The sequence below is a fragment of the Microbacterium sp. genome (genome assembly GCF_043427715.1).
Classification (GTDB): Bacteria; Actinomycetota; Actinomycetes; order Actinomycetales; family Microbacteriaceae; genus Microbacterium.
This window is the reverse complement of the sequence record NZ_JBHWTD010000045.1, coordinates 1-25034: the sequence shown is the minus strand read 5'-3', so window position 1 is coordinate 25034 and position 25034 is coordinate 1. Positions and strand designations below refer to the sequence as shown.

22 protein-coding genes and 1 tRNA gene are annotated in these 25034 nt (G+C 69.3%); 21 read left to right on the top strand and 2 right to left on the bottom strand.

All coding sequences use genetic code 11. From position 1 onward, the window contains the following. Window positions 1-30: 30 nt before the first annotated feature. The 14 genes from hisG (at window position 31) to ACHFGS_RS04820 (ending at window position 15741) form a co-directional block, all read left to right on the top strand. A complete protein-coding gene (gene hisG / locus ACHFGS_RS04885) occupies window positions 31-873 on the top strand; it encodes an ATP phosphoribosyltransferase (RefSeq protein WP_394289232.1) in 843 nt (280 codons plus the stop codon). Window position 874: 1 nt separating this feature from the next. Beyond that, window positions 875-1639, top strand: a complete 765-nt coding sequence (gene hisF, locus ACHFGS_RS04880; protein WP_394289231.1) for an imidazole glycerol phosphate synthase subunit HisF — start codon at window positions 875-877, stop codon at window positions 1637-1639. Further along, window positions 1636-1992, top strand: a complete 357-nt coding sequence (gene hisI / locus ACHFGS_RS04875; RefSeq protein ID WP_394289230.1) for a phosphoribosyl-AMP cyclohydrolase — start codon at window positions 1636-1638, stop codon at window positions 1990-1992. The genes hisF and hisI overlap by 4 nt, the downstream gene beginning before the upstream one ends. Continuing rightward, on the top strand, window positions 1989-2594 hold the full coding sequence (locus tag ACHFGS_RS04870; RefSeq protein WP_394289229.1) for a Trp biosynthesis-associated membrane protein: 606 nt from the start codon (window positions 1989-1991) through the stop codon (window positions 2592-2594). Before hisI ends, ACHFGS_RS04870 begins: the two co-directional genes overlap by 4 nt. A 136-nt stretch (window positions 2595-2730) precedes the next feature. Further along, on the top strand, window positions 2731-2961 hold the full coding sequence (locus tag ACHFGS_RS04865; protein WP_394289228.1) for a DUF6704 family protein: 231 nt from the start codon (window positions 2731-2733) through the stop codon (window positions 2959-2961). A 1-nt stretch (window position 2962) separates the two neighbouring features. Next, window positions 2963-3739 carry an indole-3-glycerol phosphate synthase TrpC gene (gene trpC, locus ACHFGS_RS04860; RefSeq protein ID WP_394289227.1) on the top strand — a complete coding sequence of 259 codons (777 nt, stop codon included), beginning with the start codon at window positions 2963-2965 and terminating at the stop codon, window positions 3737-3739. Then, window positions 3736-4995, top strand: coding sequence for a tryptophan synthase subunit beta (gene trpB, locus ACHFGS_RS04855; protein ID WP_394289226.1), 1260 nt, complete (start codon window positions 3736-3738; stop codon window positions 4993-4995). Before trpC ends, trpB begins: the two co-directional genes overlap by 4 nt. Next, complete coding sequence (gene trpA / locus ACHFGS_RS04850; protein WP_394279971.1) at window positions 4992-5801, top strand: tryptophan synthase subunit alpha; 810 nt, start codon at window positions 4992-4994, stop codon at window positions 5799-5801. Before trpB ends, trpA begins: the two co-directional genes overlap by 4 nt. 10 nt (window positions 5802-5811) lie before the next feature. After that, window positions 5812-6783: a prolipoprotein diacylglyceryl transferase gene (gene lgt / locus ACHFGS_RS04845; RefSeq protein ID WP_394279970.1), complete on the top strand. Its 972-nt coding sequence runs from the start codon at window positions 5812-5814 to the stop codon at window positions 6781-6783. A 52-nt stretch (window positions 6784-6835) separates the two neighbouring features. Continuing rightward, complete coding sequence (gltB, locus tag ACHFGS_RS04840; RefSeq protein WP_394289225.1) at window positions 6836-11437, top strand: glutamate synthase large subunit; 4602 nt, start codon at window positions 6836-6838, stop codon at window positions 11435-11437. Continuing rightward, the gene (locus ACHFGS_RS04835; protein ID WP_394279968.1) at window positions 11430-12896 is read left to right on the top strand and encodes a glutamate synthase subunit beta; all 1467 of its coding nucleotides are present in this window, start codon (window positions 11430-11432) and stop codon (window positions 12894-12896) included. Before gltB ends, ACHFGS_RS04835 begins: the two co-directional genes overlap by 8 nt. Window positions 12897-12947: 51 nt before the next feature. Next, entirely contained in the window at window positions 12948-14396 is a 1449-nt protein-coding gene (pyk, locus tag ACHFGS_RS04830; RefSeq protein WP_394279967.1) for a pyruvate kinase, read from the top strand. A 141-nt stretch (window positions 14397-14537) separates the two neighbouring features. Continuing rightward, entirely contained in the window at window positions 14538-14801 is a 264-nt protein-coding gene (locus tag ACHFGS_RS04825) for a GlsB/YeaQ/YmgE family stress response membrane protein (RefSeq protein WP_394279966.1), read from the top strand. A 103-nt stretch (window positions 14802-14904) separates the two neighbouring features. After that, the gene (locus ACHFGS_RS04820; RefSeq protein ID WP_394279965.1) at window positions 14905-15741 is read left to right on the top strand and encodes an SDR family NAD(P)-dependent oxidoreductase; all 837 of its coding nucleotides are present in this window, start codon (window positions 14905-14907) and stop codon (window positions 15739-15741) included. Window positions 15742-15743: 2 nt separating this feature from the next. Here ACHFGS_RS04820 and ACHFGS_RS04815 read toward each other — a convergent pair. Then, window positions 15744-15824 (bottom strand) — tRNA-Leu (locus ACHFGS_RS04815). Between the two features lie 49 nt (window positions 15825-15873). On the opposite strand from ACHFGS_RS04815, the gene ACHFGS_RS04810 reads away from it, so the two are divergent. After that, window positions 15874-16506, top strand: a complete 633-nt coding sequence (locus ACHFGS_RS04810) for an ANTAR domain-containing response regulator (protein ID WP_394279964.1) — start codon at window positions 15874-15876, stop codon at window positions 16504-16506. A 54-nt stretch (window positions 16507-16560) separates the two neighbouring features. Here ACHFGS_RS04810 and ACHFGS_RS04805 read toward each other — a convergent pair whose 3' ends face one another. Further along, window positions 16561-16983, bottom strand: coding sequence for a PaaI family thioesterase (locus ACHFGS_RS04805; protein WP_394289224.1), 423 nt, complete (start codon window positions 16981-16983; stop codon window positions 16561-16563). Window positions 16984-17046: 63 nt separating this feature from the next. Between ACHFGS_RS04805 and polA the strand changes: the two genes are divergently transcribed. The 6 genes from polA to ACHFGS_RS04775 all read left to right on the top strand — a co-directional run bounded on the left by polA (window position 17047) and on the right by ACHFGS_RS04775 (window position 25009). Next, window positions 17047-19674: a DNA polymerase I gene (gene polA / locus ACHFGS_RS04800; protein ID WP_394279962.1), complete on the top strand. Its 2628-nt coding sequence runs from the start codon at window positions 17047-17049 to the stop codon at window positions 19672-19674. Window positions 19675-19699: 25 nt separating this feature from the next. Further along, the gene (locus tag ACHFGS_RS04795) at window positions 19700-21376 is read left to right on the top strand and encodes a DUF885 domain-containing protein (RefSeq protein ID WP_394279961.1); all 1677 of its coding nucleotides are present in this window, start codon (window positions 19700-19702) and stop codon (window positions 21374-21376) included. 77 nt (window positions 21377-21453) lie between these two features. Beyond that, the gene (locus ACHFGS_RS04790; protein ID WP_394279960.1) at window positions 21454-22485 is read left to right on the top strand and encodes an LLM class flavin-dependent oxidoreductase; all 1032 of its coding nucleotides are present in this window, start codon (window positions 21454-21456) and stop codon (window positions 22483-22485) included. 47 nt (window positions 22486-22532) lie between these two features. Continuing rightward, window positions 22533-23885 carry an MFS transporter gene (locus ACHFGS_RS04785; protein WP_394279959.1) on the top strand — a complete coding sequence of 451 codons (1353 nt, stop codon included), beginning with the start codon at window positions 22533-22535 and terminating at the stop codon, window positions 23883-23885. Window positions 23886-23905: 20 nt separating this feature from the next. Beyond that, a complete protein-coding gene (locus ACHFGS_RS04780; RefSeq protein ID WP_394279958.1) occupies window positions 23906-24661 on the top strand; it encodes an SGNH/GDSL hydrolase family protein in 756 nt (251 codons plus the stop codon). A gap of 90 nt (window positions 24662-24751) precedes the next feature. Continuing rightward, entirely contained in the window at window positions 24752-25009 is a 258-nt protein-coding gene (locus tag ACHFGS_RS04775; RefSeq protein WP_394279957.1) for a DUF6458 family protein, read from the top strand. The last annotated feature ends 25 nt before the right edge of the window (window positions 25010-25034 follow it).

Here is a 25034-nt window from a genome sequence, read left to right as displayed (position 1 = left end):
GCACCGCCCCACGTCATCGAAAGCCAGACAATGCTGCGCATCGCCATCCCGAACAAGGGATCGCTCGCCGAGACCACCGCTGACATGCTCGCCGAGGCCGGATACACCGGTCGCCGCGACCCGAAAGACCTCCACGTCATCGACCCCGTCAACGACGTCGAGTTCTTCTACCTGCGCCCCAAGGACATCGCCACGTACGTGGGCTCCGGCGCGCTCGACGTCGGCATCACGGGCCGGGACCTGCTGCTGGATGCCCGGATGCCGGGCGCCCGCGAGATGGAGCGCCTCGGCTTCGGCGGGTCGACCTTCCGCTTCGCAGGCCCTCCCGGACGCTTCAGCGAACTGAGCGACCTCCACGGGCTCCGCGTCGCGACCGCCTACCCGGGCCTCGTGGACGCCTACCTCGACGAGCATGGCGTCGCCGTTGATCTGGTGCCGCTCGACGGCGCCGTCGAGTCAGCCGTGCAGCTCGGCGTCGCCGACGCCGTCGCCGACGTCGTCTCCACCGGCACCACCCTCCGGCAGGCGGGGCTCGAGATTTTCGGCCCGGTGCTGCTGGAATCCGAGGCCGTCCTCATCGGCGCGCCCACGGAGGCGGAGGGCACCGACACGCTGCTGCGACGTCTTCGCGGTGTGATGGTCGCCCGCCGATACGTCCTCATCGACTACGACCTGCCGGCACACCTCGTCGACCAGGCGGTCGCGCTGGCGCCGGGGATCGAATCGCCGACGATCTCGCCGCTGCGCGACCCGGAGTGGGTGGCCGTCCGGGTGATGAGCCCGCGGAAGACCGTGAACCAGGTCATGGACGCCCTCTACGAGATCGGCGCCCGCGCCATCCTCGTTACGGCGATCCACAACGCGAGGCTCTGACGTGTCGATCGTCTGCCGGGTCATCCCGTGTCTCGACGTCGCCGCGGGCAAAGTCGTCAAGGGCGTCAACTTCGAGAACCTCCGCGAGATGGGTGACCCCGTCGAGCTCGCCCGCCGGTACTACGAGCAGGGCGCCGACGAGATCACCTTCCTCGACGTGACCGCCACGGTCGATGACCGCTCCACCACCTACGACGTCGTCCAGCGGACCGCGGAAGAGGTCTTCATCCCGCTGACCGTCGGGGGAGGCGTGCGGTCCGCGGAGGACGTCGCCCGTCTTCTCGGTGTCGGCGCCGACAAGGTCGGCGTGAACTCCGCAGCGATCGCCCGTCCGGCCCTGCTCGGCGAGATCGCCGACCGGTTCGGTGCGCAGGTGCTCGTCCTCTCCCTCGACGTGAAGCGAGCCGAGGGCACGGCCTCCGGGTTCGCCGTCACGACGCACGGCGGACGCACCCTCACCCAGCTCGATGCGCTCGAGTGGGCCCGCGAGGCCGTCGAGCGCGGCGCGGGGGAGCTGCTGGTGAACTCCATCGACGCCGATGGGACGAAGGACGGGTTCGACCTGGAGCTCGTCTCCCTCATGCGTGAGGTCGCGTCGGTGCCCGTCATCGCGTCGGGAGGCGCGGGGGATGCCGCGCACTTCGCGCCCGCGATCGCCGCCGGCGCCGATGCGGTCCTCGCGGCATCCGTCTTCCACTCCGGCCAGCTCACCGTCGGCGACGTCAAGGCGGCGCTGGTCGCGGATGGGATCGAGGTGCGCCGATGAGCCGCAGTCTCGAGGGGCGGATGGCCCGCGTCGTCTACAACGCCGACGGCCTCGTGCCGGCGATCATCCAGCAGCACGACACCCTCGAGGTGCTGATGCTCGGATGGATGGACGCCGAGGCTCTCCGCCGCACCCTGACCGAGGGGCGCGTGACGTTCTGGTCGCGCTCGCGCCAGGAGTACTGGCGGAAGGGCGACACGTCCGGCCACATCCAGATCGTGAAGGGCGCGCGCCTCGACTGCGACGGCGACACCCTGCTGTTCACCGTCGAGCAGATCGGCGCCGCCTGCCACACCGGTGACCACACATGCTTCGACGCTGACGACCTCGAGCCGCGAGTGGGGGAGGCGTGAGCGCGGGCGGTACCGGCACCGGGCGCCTGCGCACCGTCGCCGTCCTGGCGATCCTCGCCGGCGGTGCCGTGGGGATCATCGGCTCGACCCAGACCTGGCTCGACGTCGCCCTCCGCGACGGTGCGCAGCTGAGCGTCGTCGTGCCCGGCGCGTCGTCGCTGACGGTGCTGGCCCCGCTCAGCCTCGCCGCCCTCGCGCTGGGGCTCGCCCTCACGATCGTGGGCCGCGCGCTCCGCTACGTGTTCGGAGTCCTCGCGCTGGGCCTGGGCATCGGGCTCGGCACCGGGTCGGCGCGCGTCGCCCTCACGACCCCGGTGGATGCCGTGATGTCGACCGTCACGGAGGCGACCGGCATCAGCGGTCTCGGCCCCGTCGGTGACATCGTGCGGACGATCACCGCGACGCCCTGGCCCGCGGTGACGGCCGCGGCATCCCTCCTCATCGTCGCCGGCGGCGTCCTCACCCTCGCGACCGCGCACCGCTGGCCCGGGTCGGGCCGCAAGTACCGGCAGGACGGGCCCACCGGCGCGTCGTCATCGCGCCCGCATGACGCCATCGACTCGTGGGACGACCTCAGCCGCGGCGCGGACCCGACCCGCTGAGAGGCCGGACCCGCACGCCGCGAAGGCGGAGGGAGCGCCCGCGCCCCGCTAGACTTACCCAGAGGTCGAGTGCGCCCGCGGACCACGTTCCGGGCAGCGGATCGACCAGCCCACGCTTCGCATCCGAAGGAGAACAATGAGCAACGACATCGGCGACCCCGGCCACGGACACTCCCCGGCGGCGTGGACGGCCGTCGTCATCATGCTGGTGGCGATCACGCTCGGAACCCTGTTCTTCTTCCTCGACATGCCGGCGCTGGTCTGGCTTTCGGTCGTCCTGCTCGCCATCGGCGGCGTGGTCGGCTTCGTGATGGCGAAGATGGGCTACGGCGTCGGCGGGCACAAGACCTCCGTGAAGCAGCACTGACGTGCTCGCCGACCTCACGGCCGGCGCGGTGGAGGACGCTCGCGAACGCGAGCTGTCCCGCCCTCTCCAGGACGTCGAGAAGGCAGCACTCGCGCAGCGGCCGGCGCTCGATGCGCTCACGGCACTGGCGCCCGCGGATCGCGTGAAGATCATCGCCGAGGTCAAGCGGGCGAGCCCCTCGCGCGGCGACCTCGCCGCGATCCCCGACCCGGCCGACCAGGCACGCAAGTACGAGATCGGCGGCGCTTCGGCGATCTCCGTGCTGACGGAGGGTCGCAAGTTCAAGGGGTCGCTGGCCGACCTCGAGGCGGTCCGCGACGCGGTCACGCTGCCGGTGCTGCGCAAGGACTTCATCGCGACGCCGTACCAGGTGCTCGAAGCACGCGCGGCGGGGGCCGACCTCGTCCTGCTGATCGTCGCCGGTCTCGAGCAGGCCGTCCTCGCCGAACTCCACACCATGGTTCGTGAGCTCGGCATGACCCCGCTCGTCGAGACGCACTCGTACGATGAGCTGCAGCGGGCCAATGACATCGGCGCGCAGCTCATCGGCGTCAACGCGCGCAACCTCTCCACCTTCGAGCTCGATCGCAACCTGTTCGGGACGCTCGTCGAGCACATCCCCGACGGGGCCGTGAAGATCGCGGAGTCGGCGGTGCTCACCCCCGCAGATGTCGCGCACTACCGCGCCGCGGGGGCCGACGTCGTCCTGATCGGCGAGGCGCTGGTCACCAGCGACCCAGTCGCCACCCTCACGAGCTTCCTGGAGGCGAGCGCATGAGTCTGCGAGCGGCGCAAGGACCGTTCTTCGGCGAGTTCGGCGGGCGGTTCATGCCCGAGTCGCTCATCGCTGCGATCGACGAGCTCACCGCGGTCTACGACGATGCCAAGGTCGATCCCGAGTTCGCGGCCGAGTTCCACCGGCTCCTGAACGTCTATGCGGGTCGGCCCTCCGCCCTCACCGAGGTGCCCAGGTTCGCCGAGCACGCCGGTGGCGCGCGCATCTTCCTCAAGCGCGAGGACCTGAACCACACCGGCTCCCACAAGATCAACAACGTCATCGGACAGGCGCTGCTGACCAAGCGGCTGGGTAAGACGCGCGTGATCGCCGAGACCGGCGCCGGTCAGCACGGCGTCGCGACGGCGACCGCCGCGGCGCTGTTCGGATTCGACTGCACGATCTACATGGGCGAGGTCGACACCGAGCGCCAGGCGCTCAACGTCGCGCGGATGCGTCTGCTGGGCGCCGAGGTGATCCCGGTCACCTCCGGTTCGCGGACCCTGAAGGATGCCATCAACGAGGCGTACCGCGACTGGGTTGCCTCGGTGGAGACGACCAACTACATCTTCGGCACCGCGGCGGGCCCCCACCCGTTCCCGGCGATGGTGCGCGACTTCCAGAAAGTCATCTCGGAGGAGGCGCGACAGCAGCTCCTGGGTGAGATCGGCCGGCTTCCGGACGCGGTCGTCGCGTGCGTGGGCGGCGGCTCGAACGCGATCGGCATGTTCGACGCGTTCCTCGACGACGAGGACGTGAAGCTTTACGGCGTCGAAGCGGCCGGCGACGGCGTCGACACCCCCAAGCACGCGGCGTCGATCGAGCGCGGTCGTCCCGGTGTCCTCCACGGTGCGAAGACCTACGTCCTCCAGGACGAGGACGGTCAGACGACCGAGTCCCACTCCATCTCGGCGGGGCTCGACTATCCCGGCGTCGGCCCCGAGCACGCGTGGCTGGCTGACATCGGACGTGCGACCTACATCCCCGCGACGGATGCCGAGGCGATGGATGCCCTGCGGCTGCTCAGTCGCACCGAAGGCATCATCCCCGCGATCGAGTCCGCCCACGCGTTGGCCGGCGCGCTCCGCCTGGGGCGCGAGATGGGCCCGGATGCCGTCATCGCGGTGAGTCTGTCGGGTCGCGGTGACAAGGACATGGACACTGCCGCGCGCTGGTTCGGCCTGTACGACGAGGGCGCCGAGCCCGTCGCGGTACCGGAGGATCCGGAGCCCGGCAGCGGCGAAGGAGTCGAACTGTGAGCTCGCGCGTCGCGGCGACCATCGCCGCAGCCAAGGCGGAAGGGCGCGGCGTCTTCGTCGGCTACCTCCCGATCGGCTACCCCGACCTTCCCGGCAGCATCGAGGCGGCGGTCACCCTCGCCGAAGCGGGCGCCGACATCATCGAGCTCGGCCCGCCGTACTCCGACCCGGTCATGGACGGACCGATCATCCAGGAGGCGACGCAGGCGGCGCTTGCCGCGGGGTTCCGCTTCCGCGACACCTTCACCGCGGTGAAGGCGGTCACCGAGCGCGTGGACATCCCGGTCGTCGTGATGACCTACTGGAACCCGGTCATGCAGTACGGCGTCGACCGCTTCGCAGATGACCTCGCCGCGGCCGGCGGAGCAGGACTGATCACCCCCGACATCACCCCCGACGCCGCAGCCGACTGGATCGCGGCATCCGAACGCACCGGTCTCGACCGGATCTTCCTCGCCGCACCCACCTCCACCGACGAGCGCCTCGCGATGATCGCAGAGGCGACGACGGGTTTCGTCTACACCGTCTCGACGATGGGCATCACGGGGGAGCGGGCCGAGTTGGATGCCGCGGCGCGGCGCCTCGTGACGCGTCTGCGCGAGCACGGCGTCGACAACGCGTGCGTCGGCATCGGGATCTCGACGCCCGAGCAGGTGACCGGGGTGCTCGATTACGCCGATGGCGCGATCGTGGGCACCGCGCTCGTCCGCGCACTGCGCGACGGCGGCACGGAGCTGCTCGGGGAGACCGCGCGAGCCTTCGCCGCCGGCACGCGCGCGTCGGCGGCTGAGGCGCCTACGAAGTAGACTCGCGGGTGTGACTTCCGCCGCACTCTCGACCTTCGCGAGCATCCCCAGCCCCGACACCAGCTACTTCCAGGTCGGTCCCCTCACGATCCACTTCTACGCCCTGTGCATCCTCACGGGCATCGTGGTCGCGGCGATCTGGACGAACAGCCGTCTCACCCGGCGCGGTGCGGAGCCGTGGGTGGTCATCGACATCGCCCTCATCGCTGTTCCGCTGGCCATCATCGGCGCACGCATCTTCCACGTCGTCACCCACCCCGGGTTCTACTTCGGGGAAGACAAGGACATCTGGGCGATCTTCCGGATCTGGGAGGGCGGCATCGCCATCTTCGGCGCCCTCATCGGCGGCGCGATCGGCGCGTGGCTCGGCTGCAAGTGGACCGGCATCCGGTTCTGGACCTTCGCCGACGCTCTCGCCCCGGCGCTCCTGCTCGCGCAGGCGCTCGGCCGCTTCGGCAACTGGTTCAACCAGGAGCTGTACGGCCTTCCCACCGACGTGCCGTGGGGCCTGGAGATCGACTACCCGAACGCGGCATGGCCCGCCGGGCTGCCCGAGGGCACGCTCTTCCACCCGACCTTCCTCTACGAGGTCATCTGGAACGTCGCCGGCGTCTGCGTCCTCGTGTGGGTCGGTCGCCGGTTCGCCCTGCAGTGGGGCCGCCTCTTCGCGCTCTACCTCATCTGGTACAGCGCGGGCCGGATCGTCTGGGAGTCGATCCGCATCGACCCCAGCGAGGTTTTCCTCGGACTGCGCACGAACGTCTGGGCCGCTGTCCTGGGCGTCGCGGTCGGCGTCGCTATTCTTCTGGTCCAGCGTCGCCGCCACCTCGGCGCCGAGCCGTCGCCGTATCAGAAGGGGCGTGAATGGACGGCTCCGGGCGCTGTACAATCGCAAGGAGCCGATGACTACGTCGACGTGAGCGCACCCCCCACGCCCGTGGCATCCTCGGACCAGGCCACAAGCTCAGTCACCACCCGATAGCACCGTAGGGCCGACGTCGTCCCAGGTCTCGTACCCAGTGAGGACGGTTCGCATGCCCTCGAGCTCCCGTCACCAGCCCACCACGACGCAGTCTGCTGTGATCGCCGGTGGCGCGTTCCCCCAGAAGCAGGGGATGTACAACCCCGCGTTCGAGAAGGACGCCTGTGGCCTCGCGATGGTCGCCACGCTCCGCGGCGAGGCGGGGCACGACATCGTCGACCTCGCCCTGACGGCGCTGCGCAACCTCGAGCACCGCGGCGCCATCGGATCGGATGCCGGAACCGGTGACGGTGCCGGCATCCTCACGCAGATGCCCGACGCCTTCCTCCGTGCCGTGGTCGACTTCGACCTGCCGGCGGCGGGGGAGTACGCGGCGGGTCTCGCGTTCCTGCCGCGAGGGGACGACGAGCGCAGCGCGCAGAAGTCCGCGATCGAGCAGCTCGCCGCCGCTGAAGGGCTGACGGTCCTCGGCTGGCGCGACGTCCCCACCGCCGACGAGCACCTCGGCAAGCTCGCCTTCGACGCGCGCCCCGCGTTCGAGCAGATCTTCCTCTCGCGCCCCGCCGTCGGTGATGCGCCCGCGCTGTCGGGCATCGCCCTCGACCGCCGCTCCTACCGGCTCCGCAAGCGCGCTCAGCACGAGATCGGCGCCTACTTCGTCTCGCTGTCGAGCCGCACCCTCGGCTACAAGGGCATGGTCACCACGCTCCAGCTCGAGCCGTTCTACCCCGATCTGCAGGACGAGCGCTTCACCACTGAGCTCGCCGTCGTCCACTCGCGGTACTCGACCAACACGTTCCCGTCGTGGCCGCTCGCGCAGCCGCTGCGCATGCTGGCCCACAACGGTGAGATCAACACCGTCAACGGCAACCGCAACTGGATGCGCGCGCGCCAGTCTCAGCTCGAGTCCGAGCTCATCGGCGACATCCGTCCGCTCCTGCCGATCTGCACCGACGGCCAGAGCGACTCGGCGTCGTTCGACGAGGTCCTGGAGCTCCTCACCCTCACGGGTCGGAGCCTCCCGCACGCGATCATGATGATGGTCCCCGAGGCCTACGAGAAGCAGGCGGACATCGACCCCGAGCTGCGCGCGTTCTACGAGTATCACTCGATGCAGATGGAGCCGTGGGACGGTCCCGCCGCCCTCATCTTCACCGACGGCACGCTCGTGGGCGCGACTCTCGACCGCAACGGGCTCCGTCCCGGCCGTTGGACCGAGACCACCGACGGCCTCGTCGTGATCGGCAGCGAGACCGGCGTCCTCGACTTCGAGCCCGAGCGCATCAAGCGCCGCGGGCGTCTGCGCCCGGGCCGCATGTTCCTCGTCGACACCGAGCAGGGCCGCATCATCGAGGACGATGAGATCAAGCGCGACCTCGCACGCCTCGAGCCGTGGCAGGAGTGGCTCGACAGCGGCCGCGTCCGGCTCGCGGACCTCCCCGAGCGCGAGCACATCGTCCACCCGATCGCCTCCATCACCCGTCGTCAGCGCACGTTCGGCTACACCGAGGAGGAGGTGCGCATCCTCCTCACCCCGATGGGGCAGGTCGGCGCAGAGCCGCTCGGCGCGATGGGCTCCGACACGCCGATCGCCGTGCTCAGCGAGCGCCCGCGCCTGCTGTTCGACTACTTCGTGCAGCAGTTCGCGCAGGTCACCAACCCCCCGTTGGACTCCATCCGCGAAGAGGTCGTCACCTCGCTCGGGCTCGGACTCGGCCCCGAGCGCAACCTCCTCGCCTCGGGCGCGGATCACACGCGGGTCATCACGCTGGACTTCCCGGTTATCGACAACGACGAGCTCGCGAAGCTGCAGCACATCGACCGCGCCCTCCCCGGGCGCCGGTCGGTGACGATCCGTGGGCTCTACCGCTTCGACGCGGGTCCGGACACCATGAAGACGCGTCTCGACGAGATCTGCGCCGAGGTGGACGCCGCGATCGCCGACGGCGCCGAGTTCATCATCCTGAGCGACCGCGACTCGAACAAGGACCTCGTCCCGATCCCGTCGCTGCTCATGCTCTCCGCCGTCCACCACCACCTCATCCGGCGCGAGAACCGCATGAAGGTGGGGCTCGTGGTCGAGGCCGGCGATGTCCGCGAGGTGCACCACGTCGCGACGCTCATCGGCTACGGCGCGTCGGCGGTCAACCCGTACCTGGCGATGGAGACGGTCGAGTACCTCGTCCGCGCCGGGTACATCACCGGTGTCACGCCGGAGAAGGCCGTCAAGAACCTGATCTACGCGCTCGGCAAGGGCGTGCTGAAGATCATGTCGAAGATGGGCATCTCCACGGTGTCGTCCTACGCCGGCGCTCAGGTCTTCGAGGCCGTCGGTCTCTCCCAGGAGTTCGTCGACACCTACTTCACGGGCACCGAGACCAAGCTCGGCGGCATCGGCGTCCGTGAGATCGCGCGTGAGAACCAGGCCCGTCACGACTACGCGTACCCCGAGGACCAGGCCGTCCGCGCGCACGAGCGGCTCTGGACCGGCGGCGAGTACCAGTGGCGCCGCGACGGCGCCCCCCACCTGTTCAACCCCGACACGATCTTCCGACTGCAGCACTCGACCCGGACACGTCGCTACGACATCTTCCGCGAGTACACGCAGCTGGTCGACGAGCAGGCCACCGAGCTGAAGACGCTCCGCGGCCTCTTCCGGCTCCGTCAGGGCCTTCGGCCCGCGGTTCCGATCGACGAGGTCGAGCCGGTCTCCTCGATCGTGAAGCGCTTCTCGACCGGAGCCATGAGCTACGGCTCCATCTCCCAGGAGGCGCACGAGACGCTCGCGATCGCGATGAACCGTCTTGGGGCGAAGTCCAACACCGGTGAGGGCGGCGAGGACGTCGAGCGTCTGCTCGACCCCGAGCGGCGCAGCGCGATCAAGCAGGTCGCATCGGGGCGCTTCGGCGTCACGAGCATGTACCTGACACATGCGGACGACATTCAGATCAAGCTCGCCCAGGGCGCGAAGCCCGGCGAGGGCGGCCAGCTCCCGCCGGGGAAGGTGTACCCGTGGATCGCCCGCACCCGTGGCGGGACCCCGGGTGTCGGTCTGATCTCCCCGCCGCCGCACCACGACATCTACTCGATCGAGGACCTCAAGCAGCTGATCTTCGATCTCAAGCGCGCCAACCCGTCCGCACGCGTGCATGTGAAGCTCGTCAGCCAGTCCGGCATCGGCGCGGTCGCGGCCGGAACGGCCAAGGCCCTCGCCGACGTGATCCTCGTCTCGGGACACGACGGCGGAACCGGTGCGAGCCCGCTGAACTCCCTCAAGCACGCCGGCACGCCGTGGGAGCTGGGGCTCGCCGAGACGCAGCAGACGCTGATGCTCAACGACATGCGCGGACGCGTGGTCGTGCAGGCGGACGGTCAGCTGAAGACCGGTCGCGACGTCCTCATCGCGGCGCTGCTGGGCGCGGAGGAGTTCGGCTTCGCCACCAGCGCGCTGGTCGTCGAGGGCTGCATCATGATGCGCGTCTGCCACCTCGACACGTGCCCCGTCGGCGTCGCGACGCAGAACCCGGTTCTCCGCTCGCGCTTCACCGGCAAGGCCGACCACGTCGTGAACTTCATGGAGTTCATCGCGCAGGAGGTTCGCGAGTATCTCGCCGAACTCGGCTTCCGCTCCATCGACGAGGCGGTCGGCCACACCGAGGTCCTCGACGTGCAGCCGGCCGTCGACCACTGGAAGGCGCACGGTCTCGACCTGACGCCGCTCCTGGAGGGTCCTGTTTTCACGGATGCCGCGCCTCGCCGCCACGTGCGTGACCAGGAGCACGAGCTGGAGGCGCACTTCGACGTCGCACTGCTCGAGCGGTCGCGTGACGTCGTGGAGCACGGTGGTCACGTCGTCATCGACTTGCCGATCCGCAACACGGAGCGCGCGGTCGGTACGATGCTCGGACACTATGTGACCCGTGCGCGCGGCGAGCAGGGTCTCCCGGCCGGCACGATCGAAGTGAACCTCACCGGCTCCGCCGGTCAGTCCTTCGGCGCCTTCCTCCCGTCGGGTATCACCCTCCGCCTGGAAGGCGACTCGAACGACTACGTCGGCAAGGGGCTCTCCGGCGGCGAGATCGTGGTGCGGCCCCCGCGCGGCGCGACCTTCGACGCCTCGGAGAACGTGATCGCCGGCAACGTGATCGGCTACGGTGCGACACGGGGCTCGATGTTCCTGCGCGGCGTGGTCGGTGAGCGCTTCCTGGTGCGGAACTCCGGAGCCACCGCAGTCGTCGAAGGCGTCGGCGACCACGCCCTCGAGTACATGACCGGCGGGCTCGCGGTGATCCTCGGCCGCACCGGGCGCAACCTCGGTGCGGGCATGTCCGGTGGCAGCGCCTACATTTACAAGCTCGACCGCACACTGCTCAACCGCGAGTCCGTCGCCAGCGGCGAACTCGAGCTGCTCGAGCTCGGCGCCGGCGACCTGGAGATCCTCCGGGACCTCCTCACGCGCCACGTCGAGGAGACCGGCTCGGACCTCGCGGAGCGTCTGCTGGCCGATCTCGACACCGAGGCGGCGAACTTCACGCGCGTGCTGCCGCGTGACTACGCCGCTGTCCTGAAAACCCGTCAGGATGCCGCCGCCGAGGGGCTCGACCCCGATGGCGACGTCGTCTGGACCCGCATCCTGGAGGTGACCGGTGGCTGATCCCAAGGGCTTCCTGAAAGTCACCGAGCGCGAACTCCCGCCGCGCCGGCCCGTCCCCGTTCGCATCATGGACTGGAAAGAGGTGTACGAGCCCGGAGACACGGCCGTGCTCCGTCGGCAGGCCGGCCGCTGCATGGACTGCGGCATCCCGTTCTGCCACAAGGGGTGCCCGCTCGGGAACCTCATCCCGGAGTGGAACGACCTGACCTGGCGAGGCGAGGGACGCGCGGCGATCGAACGTCTGCACGCGACGAACAACTTCCCGGAGTTCACGGGACGGCTCTGCCCCGCGCCGTGCGAGAGCTCCTGCGTGCTGGGGATCAACCAGCCCGCCGTCACGATCAAGCAGATCGAGGTCTCGACGATCGACGAGGCGTTCGCCCACGGGTGGGTCGAGGCAGAGCCCCCGGGGCGCCTCACCGGCAAGACCGTCGCCGTCGTCGGCTCGGGACCGGCGGGCCTGGCAGCCGCGCAGCAGCTGACCCGCGCCGGGCACACCGTCGCCGTATACGAGCGCGATGACCGCATCGGCGGTCTGCTGCGTTACGGCATCCCCGATTTCAAGATGGAGAAGCGCCACCTCGAAACCCGCCTCCGTCAGATGCGCGACGAGGGCACGCGGTTCCGCGCCGGGGTCGAGATCGGCAAGGACCTGTCCTGGTCCGACCTCCGCGCCCGGTACGACGCCGTCGTCGTCGCGACCGGCGCGACGCTGCCGCGCGACCTGGCGATCCCCGGCCGCGACCTCGACGGGGTGCACTTCGCGATGGAGTACCTCGTCGAGGCGAACAAGGCGGTCGCGGGGGACCAGGTGCCCCACCGGATCGACGCCGAGGGCAAGCACGTCATCGTCATCGGCGGCGGTGACACCGGCGCCGACTGCATCGGCACGGCGCACCGGCAGGGTGCGCTCAGCGTGACGAACCTCGCCATCGGCGCCCAGCCGCCGTCCTCGCGACCCGATCACCAGCCGTGGCCGATGGCCCCCACCGTCTTCGAGGTGTCCTCCGCACACGAAGAGGGCGGCGAACGCGCCTATCTCGCCTCGACCGTTGAATTCCTCGGCAACGAGGCGGGGGAGGTCCGCGCGCTGCGCGTGGCCGAAACCGAGTTCGTCGACGGGCGCCGCGTTCCCAAGAGCGGCACCGAGCGGGAGATCCCCGCCGACCTGGTGCTCATCGCGATGGGCTTCACCGGCCCCGAGCGCGCATCGCTCGAGCAGCAGCTCGGCGCGGTGTTCACCTCTCGCGGCAACGTCGAGCGTGCGGACGACTACCAGTCGACCGCCGCCGGAGTGTTCGTGGCCGGCGACGCCGGGCGCGGGCAGTCCCTCATCGTGTGGGCCATCGCCGAGGGTCGCGCAGCCGCCGCGGCGGTCGACGAATACCTCATGGGGTCCACCGAACTCCCGTCGCCGGTCCGCCCGACCGACGTCGCGATCGGCCTCCAGCCCGCCTAGGCTGGGACCGTACACAGCCCCTCATCCAAGAACCCCGACGGAGCAAATTCTGTGAGACGCGCGAAGATCGTCGCCACCCTGGGTCCCGCCACCGAGAGCTATGAGATGGTCCGTGCGATCATCGATGCCGGCGTGGACGTCACCCGTTTCAACCTGAGCCACGGCGACTACGCCGACCACGATGCCCGCCTCGCGAACGTGCGGAAGGCATCCGAGGACGCCGGCCGCGCCGTCGCCGTCCTCGTCGACCTGCAGGGTCCCAAGATCCGTCTCGGCCGCTTCGCGGACGGGCCGCACGAGCTCGCCAAGGGCGACGTCTTCAAGATCACGACCGAGGACATCCCGGGCACCAAGGAGATCGTCTCCACGACGTTCAAGGGTCTTCCCGAGGACGTCAAGCTGGGAGATTTCCTCCTGATCGATGACGGCAAGGTCCGTGTCGAGGTCACTTCCGTCGACGGCCCCGTCGTCACGACGAAGGTCATCGTCGCGGGACCGGTGTCCAACAACAAGGGCATCAACCTGCCCGGTGTCGCCGTCAACGTCCCCGCGCTGTCGGAGAAGGACGAGGCCGACCTCCGGTGGGGTCTGCGCGCCGGCGCCGACATCGTGGCACTGTCGTTCGTGCGCAACGCGGCCGACGTCACCCGTGTGCACGAGATCATGGCGGAAGAGGGCCGGAAGGTTCCCGTGATCGCCAAGATCGAGAAGCCGCAGGCGGTGGACGCCCTCGAGGAGATCATCGACGCGTTCGACGGCATCATGGTGGCCCGCGGCGACCTGGGCGTGGAGCTGCCGCTCGAGGCGGTGCCGATCGTCCAGAAGCGCGCCGTCGAGCTGTGCCGCCGGATGGCCAAGCCCGTCATCGTCGCAACGCAGATGCTCGAGACGATGATCGACAACCCGGTGCCCACCCGCGCCGAGACGAGCGACGTCGCCAACGCCGTCCTCGACGGCGCAGACGCGGTCATGCTCTCGGGCGAGACAAGCGTCGGAAAGCACCCCGTGGGTGTCGTGGAGACGATGGCGCGCATCATCGAGGCGACCGAGACCCATGGACTCGAGCGCATCTCGCCGCTGACGACCAAGCCCCGCACGCAGGGCGGCATCATCACCCTCGCCGCGAACGAGGTCGCGGAGTTCGTCGAGGCGAAGTACATCTGCGTCTTCACCGAATCCGGTGACACGGCCCGTCGCATGTCGCGGCTGCGCCCCGCCATCCCCATGCTCGCCTTCACGATCGAGCCCGCGATCCGCCGCCGCATGGCCCTCACCTGGGGCGTTCAGTCGGCGCTCGTGGAGCACGTCGCGCACACCGACCTCATGTTCCTCCAGGTCGACCACCACTTCCTGTCGCGGGGCCTCCTGGAAGAGGGCGACAAGGTCGTGGTGATCTCCGGATCCCCTCCCGGGATCATCGGGTCGACGAACGACATCCGCATCCACAAGATCGGCGATGCCGTCCACGGCAAGGCACCGATCTACAAGGCCGAGAAGTAACCACGGTCATCGGGAGGCGGGCGCCCACGGGTGCCCGCCTCTTCGGCGTCTTATCACGTCGTTCTGTTGCGCGAAAGGGCATCCGTGACGGCGGTTGCCCCCGGTTATCGTGGGTGATCCATCATCGAATCGGAGGTCCCCATGGGTTTCATCGCCTTCCTCATCCTCGGCCTCATCGCCGGGGCCATCGCGAAGCTGATCCTGCCCGGTAAGCAGGGTGGCGGATGGTTCATCACGCTGCTGCTCGGCGTCGTCGGCGCCCTGCTGGGCGGTTGGCTCGGCAGCGTCCTGTTCGACGCTCCGCTCGAGGAGTTCTGGAGCCTGCAGACGTGGCTCCTTGCGATCGGCGGCTCGCTGATCGTGCTGCTGATCTACGGACTCATCGTCGGTCGCCGCAAGCGCTGACCTACGGTCTTCGTCGGAGAACGGCGTCCCCGAAAGGGGACGCCGTTTCTTCGTGTGTGGGACCGGGTATCGTCGGGATCGTCGCGACGTGCAAGGAGACAGCATGGCTCAGATCGATCCCGTCCCGAACTCCCGGGTTCTCATCACCGGTGCCGCCCGCGGGATGGGGGAGTTGTACGCGCGCCGCGCCGTCGCCGGGGGAGCGCGTGCCGTCGCCCTCCTGGACGTCGCCGACACGGCGCCGCTGGCAGCCGAACTCGCCCGATCGGGGGTTCAGGTGCGGGGGTACCGCGTCGACCTCTCCGATCGCGAGGACATCGCGCGCGTGGCATCCGCTGTCACCGAAGACTGCGGCGGCATCGACATCATCATCAACAACGCCGGCATCGTGCGCGGTGCGCCGTTCTGGGAGCACGACCCCGAGCGCGACATCGAGGGCACCCTGCGGGTGAACACCCTCGCCGCGATGTGGCTCACCCGCGAACTGCTCCCCGCGATGATCGCGGACGGCGACACGCCGAAGCGCGTGCTGAACATCGCCTCAGCCGCGGGCACCCTGGCGAACCCCAACATGAGCGTCTACGCCGCGTCGAAGTGGGCGATGATCGGCTGGAGCGAGTCCCTGCGGCTCGAGCTCGAGTCGCACGGGCACCGGCACATCGCCGTCACCACGTTCTGCCCCAGCTACGTCTCCACCGGGATGTTCGCAGGCGCCCGAGGCCCGCTGCTGACCCCGATCCTCACGCCGCGCCAAGCTACCCAGGCGGCGTGGCAGGGCATGCGCCGCGGCACGCCGATGGTCCTCCGGCCGTGGACGGTGAAGCTCGCGATGGCTCTCCGCGGTGTGCTGCCGACGCGGCCGTGGGACGCGCTGGCGCGCCACGTGTTCAAGGTCTACTCGTCCATGGACCGCTTCACGGGCAGAGGTCCGAAGGACTGACGTGCCGATGGTGGGAGTCGAACCCACACGTCCGAAGACAACCGAGTTTGAGTCGGTCGCGTCTGCCATTCCGCCACATCGGCGCACGTACACACGACGATACCGCAGGCGCCGGGGGAGACCTGGCCTAGGATGGACACCGTGACTGAGCAGGAACCCACTACGGCACCCCAGGCCGCACCCACCCCGCGTCGCGTCGTCGTCGCAGAGGACGAGTCGCTCATTCGACTCGACATCGTCGAGATCCTGCGTGACAGCGGTTTCGACGTGGTCGGCGAGGCCGGTGACGGTGAGACCGCCGTCCAGCTCGCCACCGAGCTGCGCCCCGACCTCGTCATCATGGACGTGAAGATGCCCGTGCTCGACGGCATCAGCGCGGCCGAGAAGCTCAGCAAGAACCACGTCGCCCCGGTCGTGCTCCTCACGGCGTTCAGCCAGAAGGAGCTCGTGGAGCGCGCGAGCGAGGCCGGCGCGCTGGCCTACGTCGTGAAGCCGTTCACCCCGAACGACCTGCTCCCCGCGATCGAGATCGCCCTCGCCCGCTACGAGCAGATCATCACCCTCGAGGCCGAGGTCGCCGACATGGTCGAGCGCTTCGAGACCCGCAAGCTCGTCGACCGGGCCAAGGGCCTGCTCAACGAGAAGATGGGCCTGTCCGAGCCCGACGCGTTCCGGTGGATCCAGAAGGCGTCCATGGACCGCCGCCTGACCATGCAGGACGTCGCGAAGGCGATCATCGAGCAGCTCGCGCCTAAGAAGGGCTGACCGAGCAGAGGATTTCCGGATGCCGGGTGGTTCGCCACCCGGCATCCGTCGTCTTCACCGGTCTTTGACCATGTTGGTGATGCGGACCGTCGAGCAGCGGCGGCCCTGCTCGTCGCTGATCGCGATCTCGTGCACGGTGAGGCTGCGGCCGAGGTGGATGGGCGTGCAGACCGCCGTCACCCAGCCTTCGGTGGCGGAGCGGGTGTGCGTCGCGTTGATGTCGATACCTACGGCCAGGCGACCGGGACCGGCGTGGTAGTTCGCATGCATCGATCCCATCGTCTCGCCGATGACGACGTAGGCGCCGCCGTGCAGGAGACCCACCGGCTGGGTGTTGCCCTCGACGGGCATGCGGGCGATGCAGCGCTCGGGGGTGAACTCCACCCACTCGATGCCCATCTTGTCCGCCAGTGCACCGAGGCCTCGTCCGATGGCCCACTCGAGGGCCGCGTCAGCGGGGGCGGAGGTTTCTGGCATGGCTCACCTTCGTGCGATGCGGGTGCGGGACGCGGTGTCCGAGGGCCTGACTAGGCTGGTTCGGTGACCGACTCCGGAAAGCCTACCCTCCTCGTCGTCGACGGCCATTCGTTGGCCTACCGTGCGTTCTACGCCCTCCCGGTCGACAACTTCTCGACCAAGGACGGCCAGCACACCAACGGCATCTACGGCTTCCTGTCGATGTTCGTGAACCTCTTGAAGGCCGAGAAGCCGACCCACCTGGCGGTCGCGTTCGACACCTCGCGGCAGTCGTTCCGCACGCGCGTGTACGAGGAGTACAAGGCGAACCGCTCCGAGTCCCCGGCGGAATTCAAGGGGCAGATCCCCCTCCTGCAGGAGTGCCTCGCCGCGATGGGCGTGCCGGTGCTCACGAAGGAGGACTACGAGGCCGACGACATCCTCGCGACCCTCGCCACCCAGGGCGCCGCCCAGGGGTTCGACGTGCTCGTCTGCTCGGGGGACCGTGACACGATCCAGCTCGTCACCGACCAGGTCACGCTGCTCTACCCGAGCGTGCAGGGTGTCTCGCAGCTCAAGCGCTACACGCCCGACGCGGTCGTGGAGAAGTACGGTCTGCCACCGGCGAACTACCCCGACATCGCCGCCCTCGTCGGAGAGACGAGTGACAACCTGCCCGGTGTCCCGAAGGTGGGTGAGAAGACGGCCGTGAAGTGGCTGACGCAGTTCGGCAGCCTCGACGCACTGCTCGAGCGTGCCGACGAGATCAAGGGCGTCGTCGGCGGCAACCTCCGCGAGCACCTCGACGACGTACGCCGCAACCGGCAGCTCAACGCCCTCCTGCGCGACGTCGAGTTGGAGTACGCCCCTGAAGACCTCGCCGTCCGTCCGCTCGACCAGCAGGCCGTCCGTGACATCTTCGCGCGCCTGGAGTTCCGCACGCTGCTGCCGCGCGTGTTCGAAGCAGTCGGGGCGGAGCCCGACCCGGTGACCCCCGACGTGGTCGCGCCCACCCCGGTCGAGGCCGATCCCGCGACGCTCGCGGCGTGGCTGGATGCCCGCACCGAAGAGGTCGCGCTCACCGTCACCGTCGCCGGCGGCGTGCCGTCCCGCGTCGGCGCCGCCACCCTCGGTGAGGTCCTCGAAGCCGAGTGGACTCCCGCACTGTCCGAGGCGATCCATGACTGGCTGGAGTCGGATGCGCCGAAGCTGATGACCGACGCCAAGGTGCAGGTGAAGGCGCTCCGACGCGCCGGCATCCGTCTCGGCGGGCTCCGGTTCGACACGCTCCTCGCCGGGTGGCTGCTCCGCCCGAGCCTCCCCGACAAGTCCCTCGCCGACCTCGTCGACCGCTATCTGGACGAGAAGCTCCCCGAGGCCGATCCGTCCCAGCTCGTCCCCGAGACCGAGGGTGCGACACCGGGGCAGCTCGCCTGGTTCTCGCTCCGCGTGGCCGCCGCAGAGCGGGCGGAACTGCCCGAGTCCGTGGCATCCGTCCTCACCGACATCGAGCTCCCCACCCTCGACGCCCTCGCCGACATGGAGCTCGCCGGGGTCGCCGTGTCGCGCGAGAAGCTCAGCGGGTTCTCGGCCGAACTCGGCGCGCGCGCCGATGCGATCGCGCAGGAAGCGTACGGCATCATCGGGCGCGAGGTGAACCTCGGCTCCCCGAAGCAGCTGCAGGAGGTGCTCTTCGAGCAGCTGGAGCTGCCGAAGACCCGCAAGACCAAGACCGGCTATTCGACGGATGCCGCCGTGCTCGCCGACCTGCAGGACTCCCACCCGCACCCGTTTCTCGGCCTCCTCCTGCAGCACCGCGAGGCGACCAAGCTCCGGCAGATCATCGAGTCGCTCACCGTCGGAATCGGCGAGGATCACCGGATCCACACGACCTACGTGCAGACCGGCAGCCAGACCGGGCGGCTCTCGAGCACCGACCCGAACCTGCAGAACATCCCGATCCGCAACGAGGAGTCCCGCCGCATCCGCGCGGCCTTCGAAGTGGGCGAGGGATACGAGACCCTGCTCACGGCGGACTACTCGCAGATCGAGATGCGGATCATGGCGCACCTGTCGGGGGATCCGGGGCTCATCGAGGCCTTCAACTCCGGCGAGGACCTGCACAGGTTCGTCGGCGCACGGGTGTTCGGCGTCGAGCCGGCCGAGGTCACCGCCCCGATGCGCACGAAGGTGAAGGCGATGTCGTACGGTCTCGTCTACGGGCTGAGCGCCTTCGGGCTGTCCAAGCAGCTGCGCATCGAGCAGTCCGAGGCCAAGCAGCTCATGCTGGAGTACTTCGCACGCTTCGGCGCGGTGCGCGACTACCTGCGCTCGTCGGTCGAACAGGCGCGGATCGACGGCTACACCGAGACGATCTTCGGCCGCCGGCGGCCCTTCCCGGACCTCACGAGCCCCAACCGGGTACTGCGGGAGAACGCCGAACGCGCCGCGCTCAACGCCCCCATCCAGGGCAGCGCCGCCGACATCATGAAGATCGCGCTCAACGAGATCCACCAGGACCTCGCGGACAAGGCGCTCGCCTCGCGCGTGCTGCTGCAGATCCACGACGAACTCGTGATCGAGGTGGCTGCGGGAGAGTGGGACGCGGTCGCGGACATCGTCCGCACCCGGATGGGGGATGCCGCGGACCTCTCGGTCCCGCTCGAGGTGCAGATCGGACGCGGCGCGGACTGGGACGAAGCCGCACACTGACCGCGGGCGTCGGTACGCTCGAAGGATGACCGACGCACAACGCACCCCCACGCCGATCGACACGATCGCAGCGGCCTGGGTGGACACTCTTGCCGAGCTCTTCCCGACCACCGCGACCTATATCGGGCGCACCGAGCACAACGGGCGCCTCGACGACCTCTCGCCCGCCGGCGCTGAGCGCGCCGTCGGAGAGGCGCGCGCGACGCTGCGAGCCCTTGAGTCCGAGAAGCCCGTCGACGACGTCGACGAGGTCACGCAGATGGACCTCGCGGCCGAGCTGAAGCTGCAGATCGAACTGCACGAGGCGAAGTCGCACCTCCGCGACGTCAACGTGATCGCCTCGCCGGCGCAGGAGTTCCGCAGCGCCTTCGACCTCATGCCGACCGACACCGCCGACGACTGGAGCACGATCGCGACGCGCCTGGCCGCGCTGCCGGAGGCGCTGTCCGGATACGTCTCGACCCTCCGTCAGGGCATCTCCGAGGGCGTCGTCCCGGCACGCCGGCAGGTGAGCGAGGTCGTCACGCAGATCGGCCGGTACACCGCCGAGGACGGCTTCTTCACGTCTTTCGTCGGGGGCGCGAACGCGCAGGGCGCGGATCTGCCGGCATCCCTCGTCAGCGATCTCCGCACGAACGCGGATGCCGCGCGCACCGCTTACGACCAGCTCGCCGCATTCCTGGCAGATGAGCTCGCCCCGGTCGCCACCGAGACCGACGGCGTCGGCCGGGAGCTCTACGGCCTGCACTCGCGGCGCTTCCTGGGCGCGACGATCGACCTCGACGAAACGTACGAGTGGGGTGTCGAGGAACTAGCCCGCATGGTCGCGGAGCAGGAGTCGATCGCGAACGAGATCAAGGCCGGCGCGAGCGTCGAAGAGGCCGTCGCCTTCCTCGAGCAGGACCCGACCCGCAAGCTCCACGGCACCGACGCGCTGCAGCGATGGATGCAGGAGACCAGCGACCGCGCCGTCGAGGAACTCGGTCGCACCCACTTCGACATCGCTGAGCCGATGCGTCGACTGGAGTGCATGATCGCCCCCACCAATGAGGGCGGCATCTACTACACCGGCCCGACCGACGACTTCTCCCGACCGGGACGGATGTGGTGGTCTGTCCCCGAGGGCGTCGACACGTTCGACACCTGGCGCGAGCTGACGACGGTGTACCACGAGGGCGTGCCGGGTCATCACCTGCAGATCGCGCAGGCCGTGTACAACCGCGCCGAGCTGAACTCGTGGCGCCGTCTGCTGGCAGGCTCCAGCGGTCACGCGGAGGGCTGGGCGCTCTATGCGGAGCGCCTCATGGAGCAGCTCGGCTACCTCGACGACCCGGCTGACAAGCTCGGAATGCTCGACGGCCAGCGCATGCGCGCTGCGCGTGTGGTCCTCGACATCGGCGTGCACCTCGGCAAGCAGCGTCCCGACGGTCAGGGCGTCTGGGACGCCGACTACGCGCTGGAGTTCATGCGGCGCAACGTCAACATGTCGGACGAGTTCGTGCAGTTCGAGGTGAACCGCTACCTCGGGTGGCCCGGACAGGCGCCCTCGTACAAGGTCGGCCAGCGCATCTGGGAGCAGATCCGCGACGACGCGCAGCAGCGTGCCGGGGCCGACTTCGACATCAAGGCATTCCACATGCGGGCCCTCCGCCTGGGCGGTGTCGGACTCGACACCCTCCGCGCCGCGCTCGCGCACGGCTGACAAGAGTCCGATGGGAGGTCCGGGAATGACCGGGCCTCCCACCGACTTGTATACGGGTGAATGAAAGGGGCGGCACCATGACCGCAGTGGAACTCGGACTCGACACCTTCGGTGACATCACCCTCGACGTCAGCGGTGCGCGCGTCAGCGATGCGCAGGCGATCCGCAACCTCGTCGAGCAGGGCACCCTGGCGGATGCCGTCGGCGTCGACTTCATCGGGGTGGGGGAGCACCACCGTCCCGACTTCGCGGTGTCGAGCCCCGAGATCGTCCTGTCGGCGATCGCCGCACGCACCGAGCGTATCCGGGTGGGCACCGCCGTCACCGTGCTCTCGAGCGATGACCCGGTGCGGGTGTACGAGCGATTCGCCACCCTGAACGCGATCTCGAACGGCCGGGCCGAGATCATCCTCGGGCGCGGCTCGTTCATCGAATCCTTCCCGCTGTTCGGGTACGACCTCTCCGACTACGAGGCGCTGTTCGAGGAGAAGCTGGAGCTGTTCTCCCTGCTTCGCACCGAGAAGCCGGTCACCTGGCAGGGCACCACCCGCGCGGCTCTCAACGCCGCGGACGTGTACCCGAAGACCGAAGGCGGCTTCCGCGCCTGGGTAGGCGTCGGCGGCTCACCGGAGTCCGTCATCCGCACGGCCCGCTACGGATACGGGCTCATGCTGGCCATCATCGGCGGCTCCGCAGCGCGGTTTCGCCCATACGTCGACCTCTACCACCGCGCGGTCGGTGAGATGGGCCGAGAGGCGCTGCCGATCGGCATCCACTCGCCCGGTCACATCGCCGAGACCGACGAGCAGGCGTGGGAGGAGGCCTACCCGGGCTTCGAGGCGCAGAACAACTCGATCGGTCGCGAGCGCGGCTGGCCCGCGTACAGTCGACTCCGCTTTCAGCAGGAGGCCGGCCCGGAAGGCGCCATCTACGTCGGCTCGCCCGAGACCGTCGCGACCAAGATCGCGACGACCATCCGGACGCTCGGAGCGGGCCGTTTCGACCTCAAGTACGCCAACGGCACCCTGGGGCACGACAAGCTGATGCGCTCCATCGAGCTCTACGGCACGAAGGTGATCCCCCTGGTCCGCGACATGCTGTCGGAATGAGTCACCGGCGACCGGCGCAGGCGGCGTGCGCCTCGTAGCATTCAGAGATGACCGTCACGTCCTCTGACACCGTCGCGCGCCGATTGGATCGGCTGCCGTTCACCCGAACGCATCTGCGGGTGCTGACCGGCTCCGGCACCGGATGGGCGCTGGACGCCATGGACGTCGGATTGATCTCCTTCGTCATCACCGCCCTCGTCGCACAGTGGGAGCTCTCCACTCAGGCGACGTCCTGGATCGCCTCGGCGGGATTCGCCGGCATGGCGATCGGTGCGACGCTCGGCGGCCTCCTCGCAGACCGCATCGGGCGGCGCTCGGTGTTCGCCCTGACCCTCCTCGTCTACGGTCTGGCGACCGGCGCGAGCGCCCTTGCCGGGGGAGTGATCGCGCTGATCATACTCCGGTTCATCGTCGGCCTCGGGCTCGGGGCCGAGCTTCCGGTGGCGTCCACGTATGTGAGCGAGTTCGCCCCGGCTCGCATGCGCGGTCGGATCATCGTGATCCTGGAGGCCTTCTGGGCGGTCGGGTGGACGGCATCCGCTCTCATCGGATTCCTCGTCATCCCCAACCTCGACGAGGGGTGGCGGTGGGCCCTGGCGATCGGGGCGATCCCCGCCGTCTATGCGATCGTCGTGCGCTGGGCGCTCCCGGAATCCCCGCGCTGGCTCGCCGGTCGCGGGCGGACGACGGAAGCGGATGCCGTCGTGCGCGATCTCGAGCAGGCGCCCGCCCTCTTCGGGACACGCGCCGTCGATGAGGCGCCCGCCCCCACGCACACCGCGCCCGCACGCGCCCTGACCGTCGGGCAGCGACTCGCCGGGCTCTGGGCCCCGGCCCTGCGCCGGCGGACCCTTGCCCTCTGGGTCGTGTGGTTCTGTGTGAACTTCGCCTACTACGGCGCGTTCATCTGGATCCCGACACTGCTGTTCTCGCAGGGCTACGACCTGGTGAGGTCCTTCGGGTTCACGCTCATCATCACGCTCGCACAGCTTCCGGGCTATGCCGTCGCAGCCTGGCTCATCGAGGTGTGGGGCCGGCGCGCGACGCTCTCCGTCTTCCTCGCCGGGTCCGCGGTCTCGGCGCTCCTGTTCGGGCAGGCGTCCGAGGTGTGGTCGATCCTCGCCACCGGGATGGCCCTGTCGTTCTTCAACCTGGGCGCGTGGGGCGCGCTTTACGCGGTGACCCCGGAGATGTACCCGACGTCGCTCCGCGCGACCGGAGCCGGCTGGGCGGCCGGCGTCGGCCGCATCGCGTCGATCGTCGCCCCTCCTGCGGTGCCGCTCCTGCTCGGCGTGGGTGGCGCGCCGGTGGTCTTCGTCGTCTTCGCGGTGTTCTTCGTGATCGCCGCCGCCGCCGCGTGGGCGCTCGTCGACAAGTCCGGCGAGGCCCTCGAGGAGTGAGCCGCTCGTAGACTGAATCAGTGGCAGAGGTCAGATACGTCGCGATCGGCGACTCGTTCACCGAAGGTGTCGGCGACGAGATCGGCGGCATCCCCCGCGGATGGGCGGACCTCGTCGCGCAGGGCTGGGCGGACTCGCGCGGCGACACGGTGCAGTACGCGAACCTCGCCATCCGCGGCAAGCTGATCCAGCCGATCGTCGACGAGCAGCTCGAGCGCGCCCTCGCGCTGAAGCCGACCCACCTGTCCTTCAACGGCGGCGGCAACGACATGCTCCGCCCCCGCACACCGATCTCGCGGGTGGCCGACGGGTTCCTCCGGGTGCTGCGCCGATGCGACGAGGAGGGTGTGACGCTCATCCTGCTGTCGGGCGCCAACCCTTCCGGGCAGCTCCCGCTGTCCCGCCTCATCCAGCGCCGCGGAGATGAGCTCTCGGCGGCGGTGGTCGAGCGCCTCGGCTCGCGGGGCGACGTCATCACCGCGTTCAACTGGCCCGACCGTGAGCTGGCCGATCCGAGCTTCTGGTCGGTGGACCGCCTGCACATGAACACGCGGGGACACCACCGCGTGGCCGCACGGGTGCTCGATGCGCTGGGGGAGAGCGCACCACAGGACTGGTGGTCGCTCAGCGAACCCGACACGACGGTGCGGCTCGGTCGGTCGAGATACCTCCGTGAGCACCTCGGCCCCTGGCTGAAACGACGGCTGACCGGCACATCTTCCGGTGATGGGCGAGAGCCGAAGTTCGCCGACTGGGTGACGGTGACGCCCCGATAAGCACACCCGGAGCTGGTGTGTCAAGAGACTGCGGGGGAGGGGTGGCATCCCTCAGGATCGGAGGACGCAGCTCAGAAAGGGAGTGTTCTCATGAGCATCGGAACCGGAATCGTGCTGTTCGTGATCGGGGCCATCCTCGTCTTCGCCGTCAATGTCGAGGTCGACGTGGTGAACCTCGACATGATCGGCTACATCCTGATGGGCGCCGGCGCGCTCGTCTTCCTCATCGGCATCGTCCTGATGCTGAAGCGTCGCTCCACGGAGTCGACCGTCCGCACCGTCGACCCGGTGGCGGGGGAGCGCGTCACCCGCTCCGAGACCCGGAGCTCGGGCGACGGCACCGTCTGACACCAGCCAAGAAGGCCCGGACACG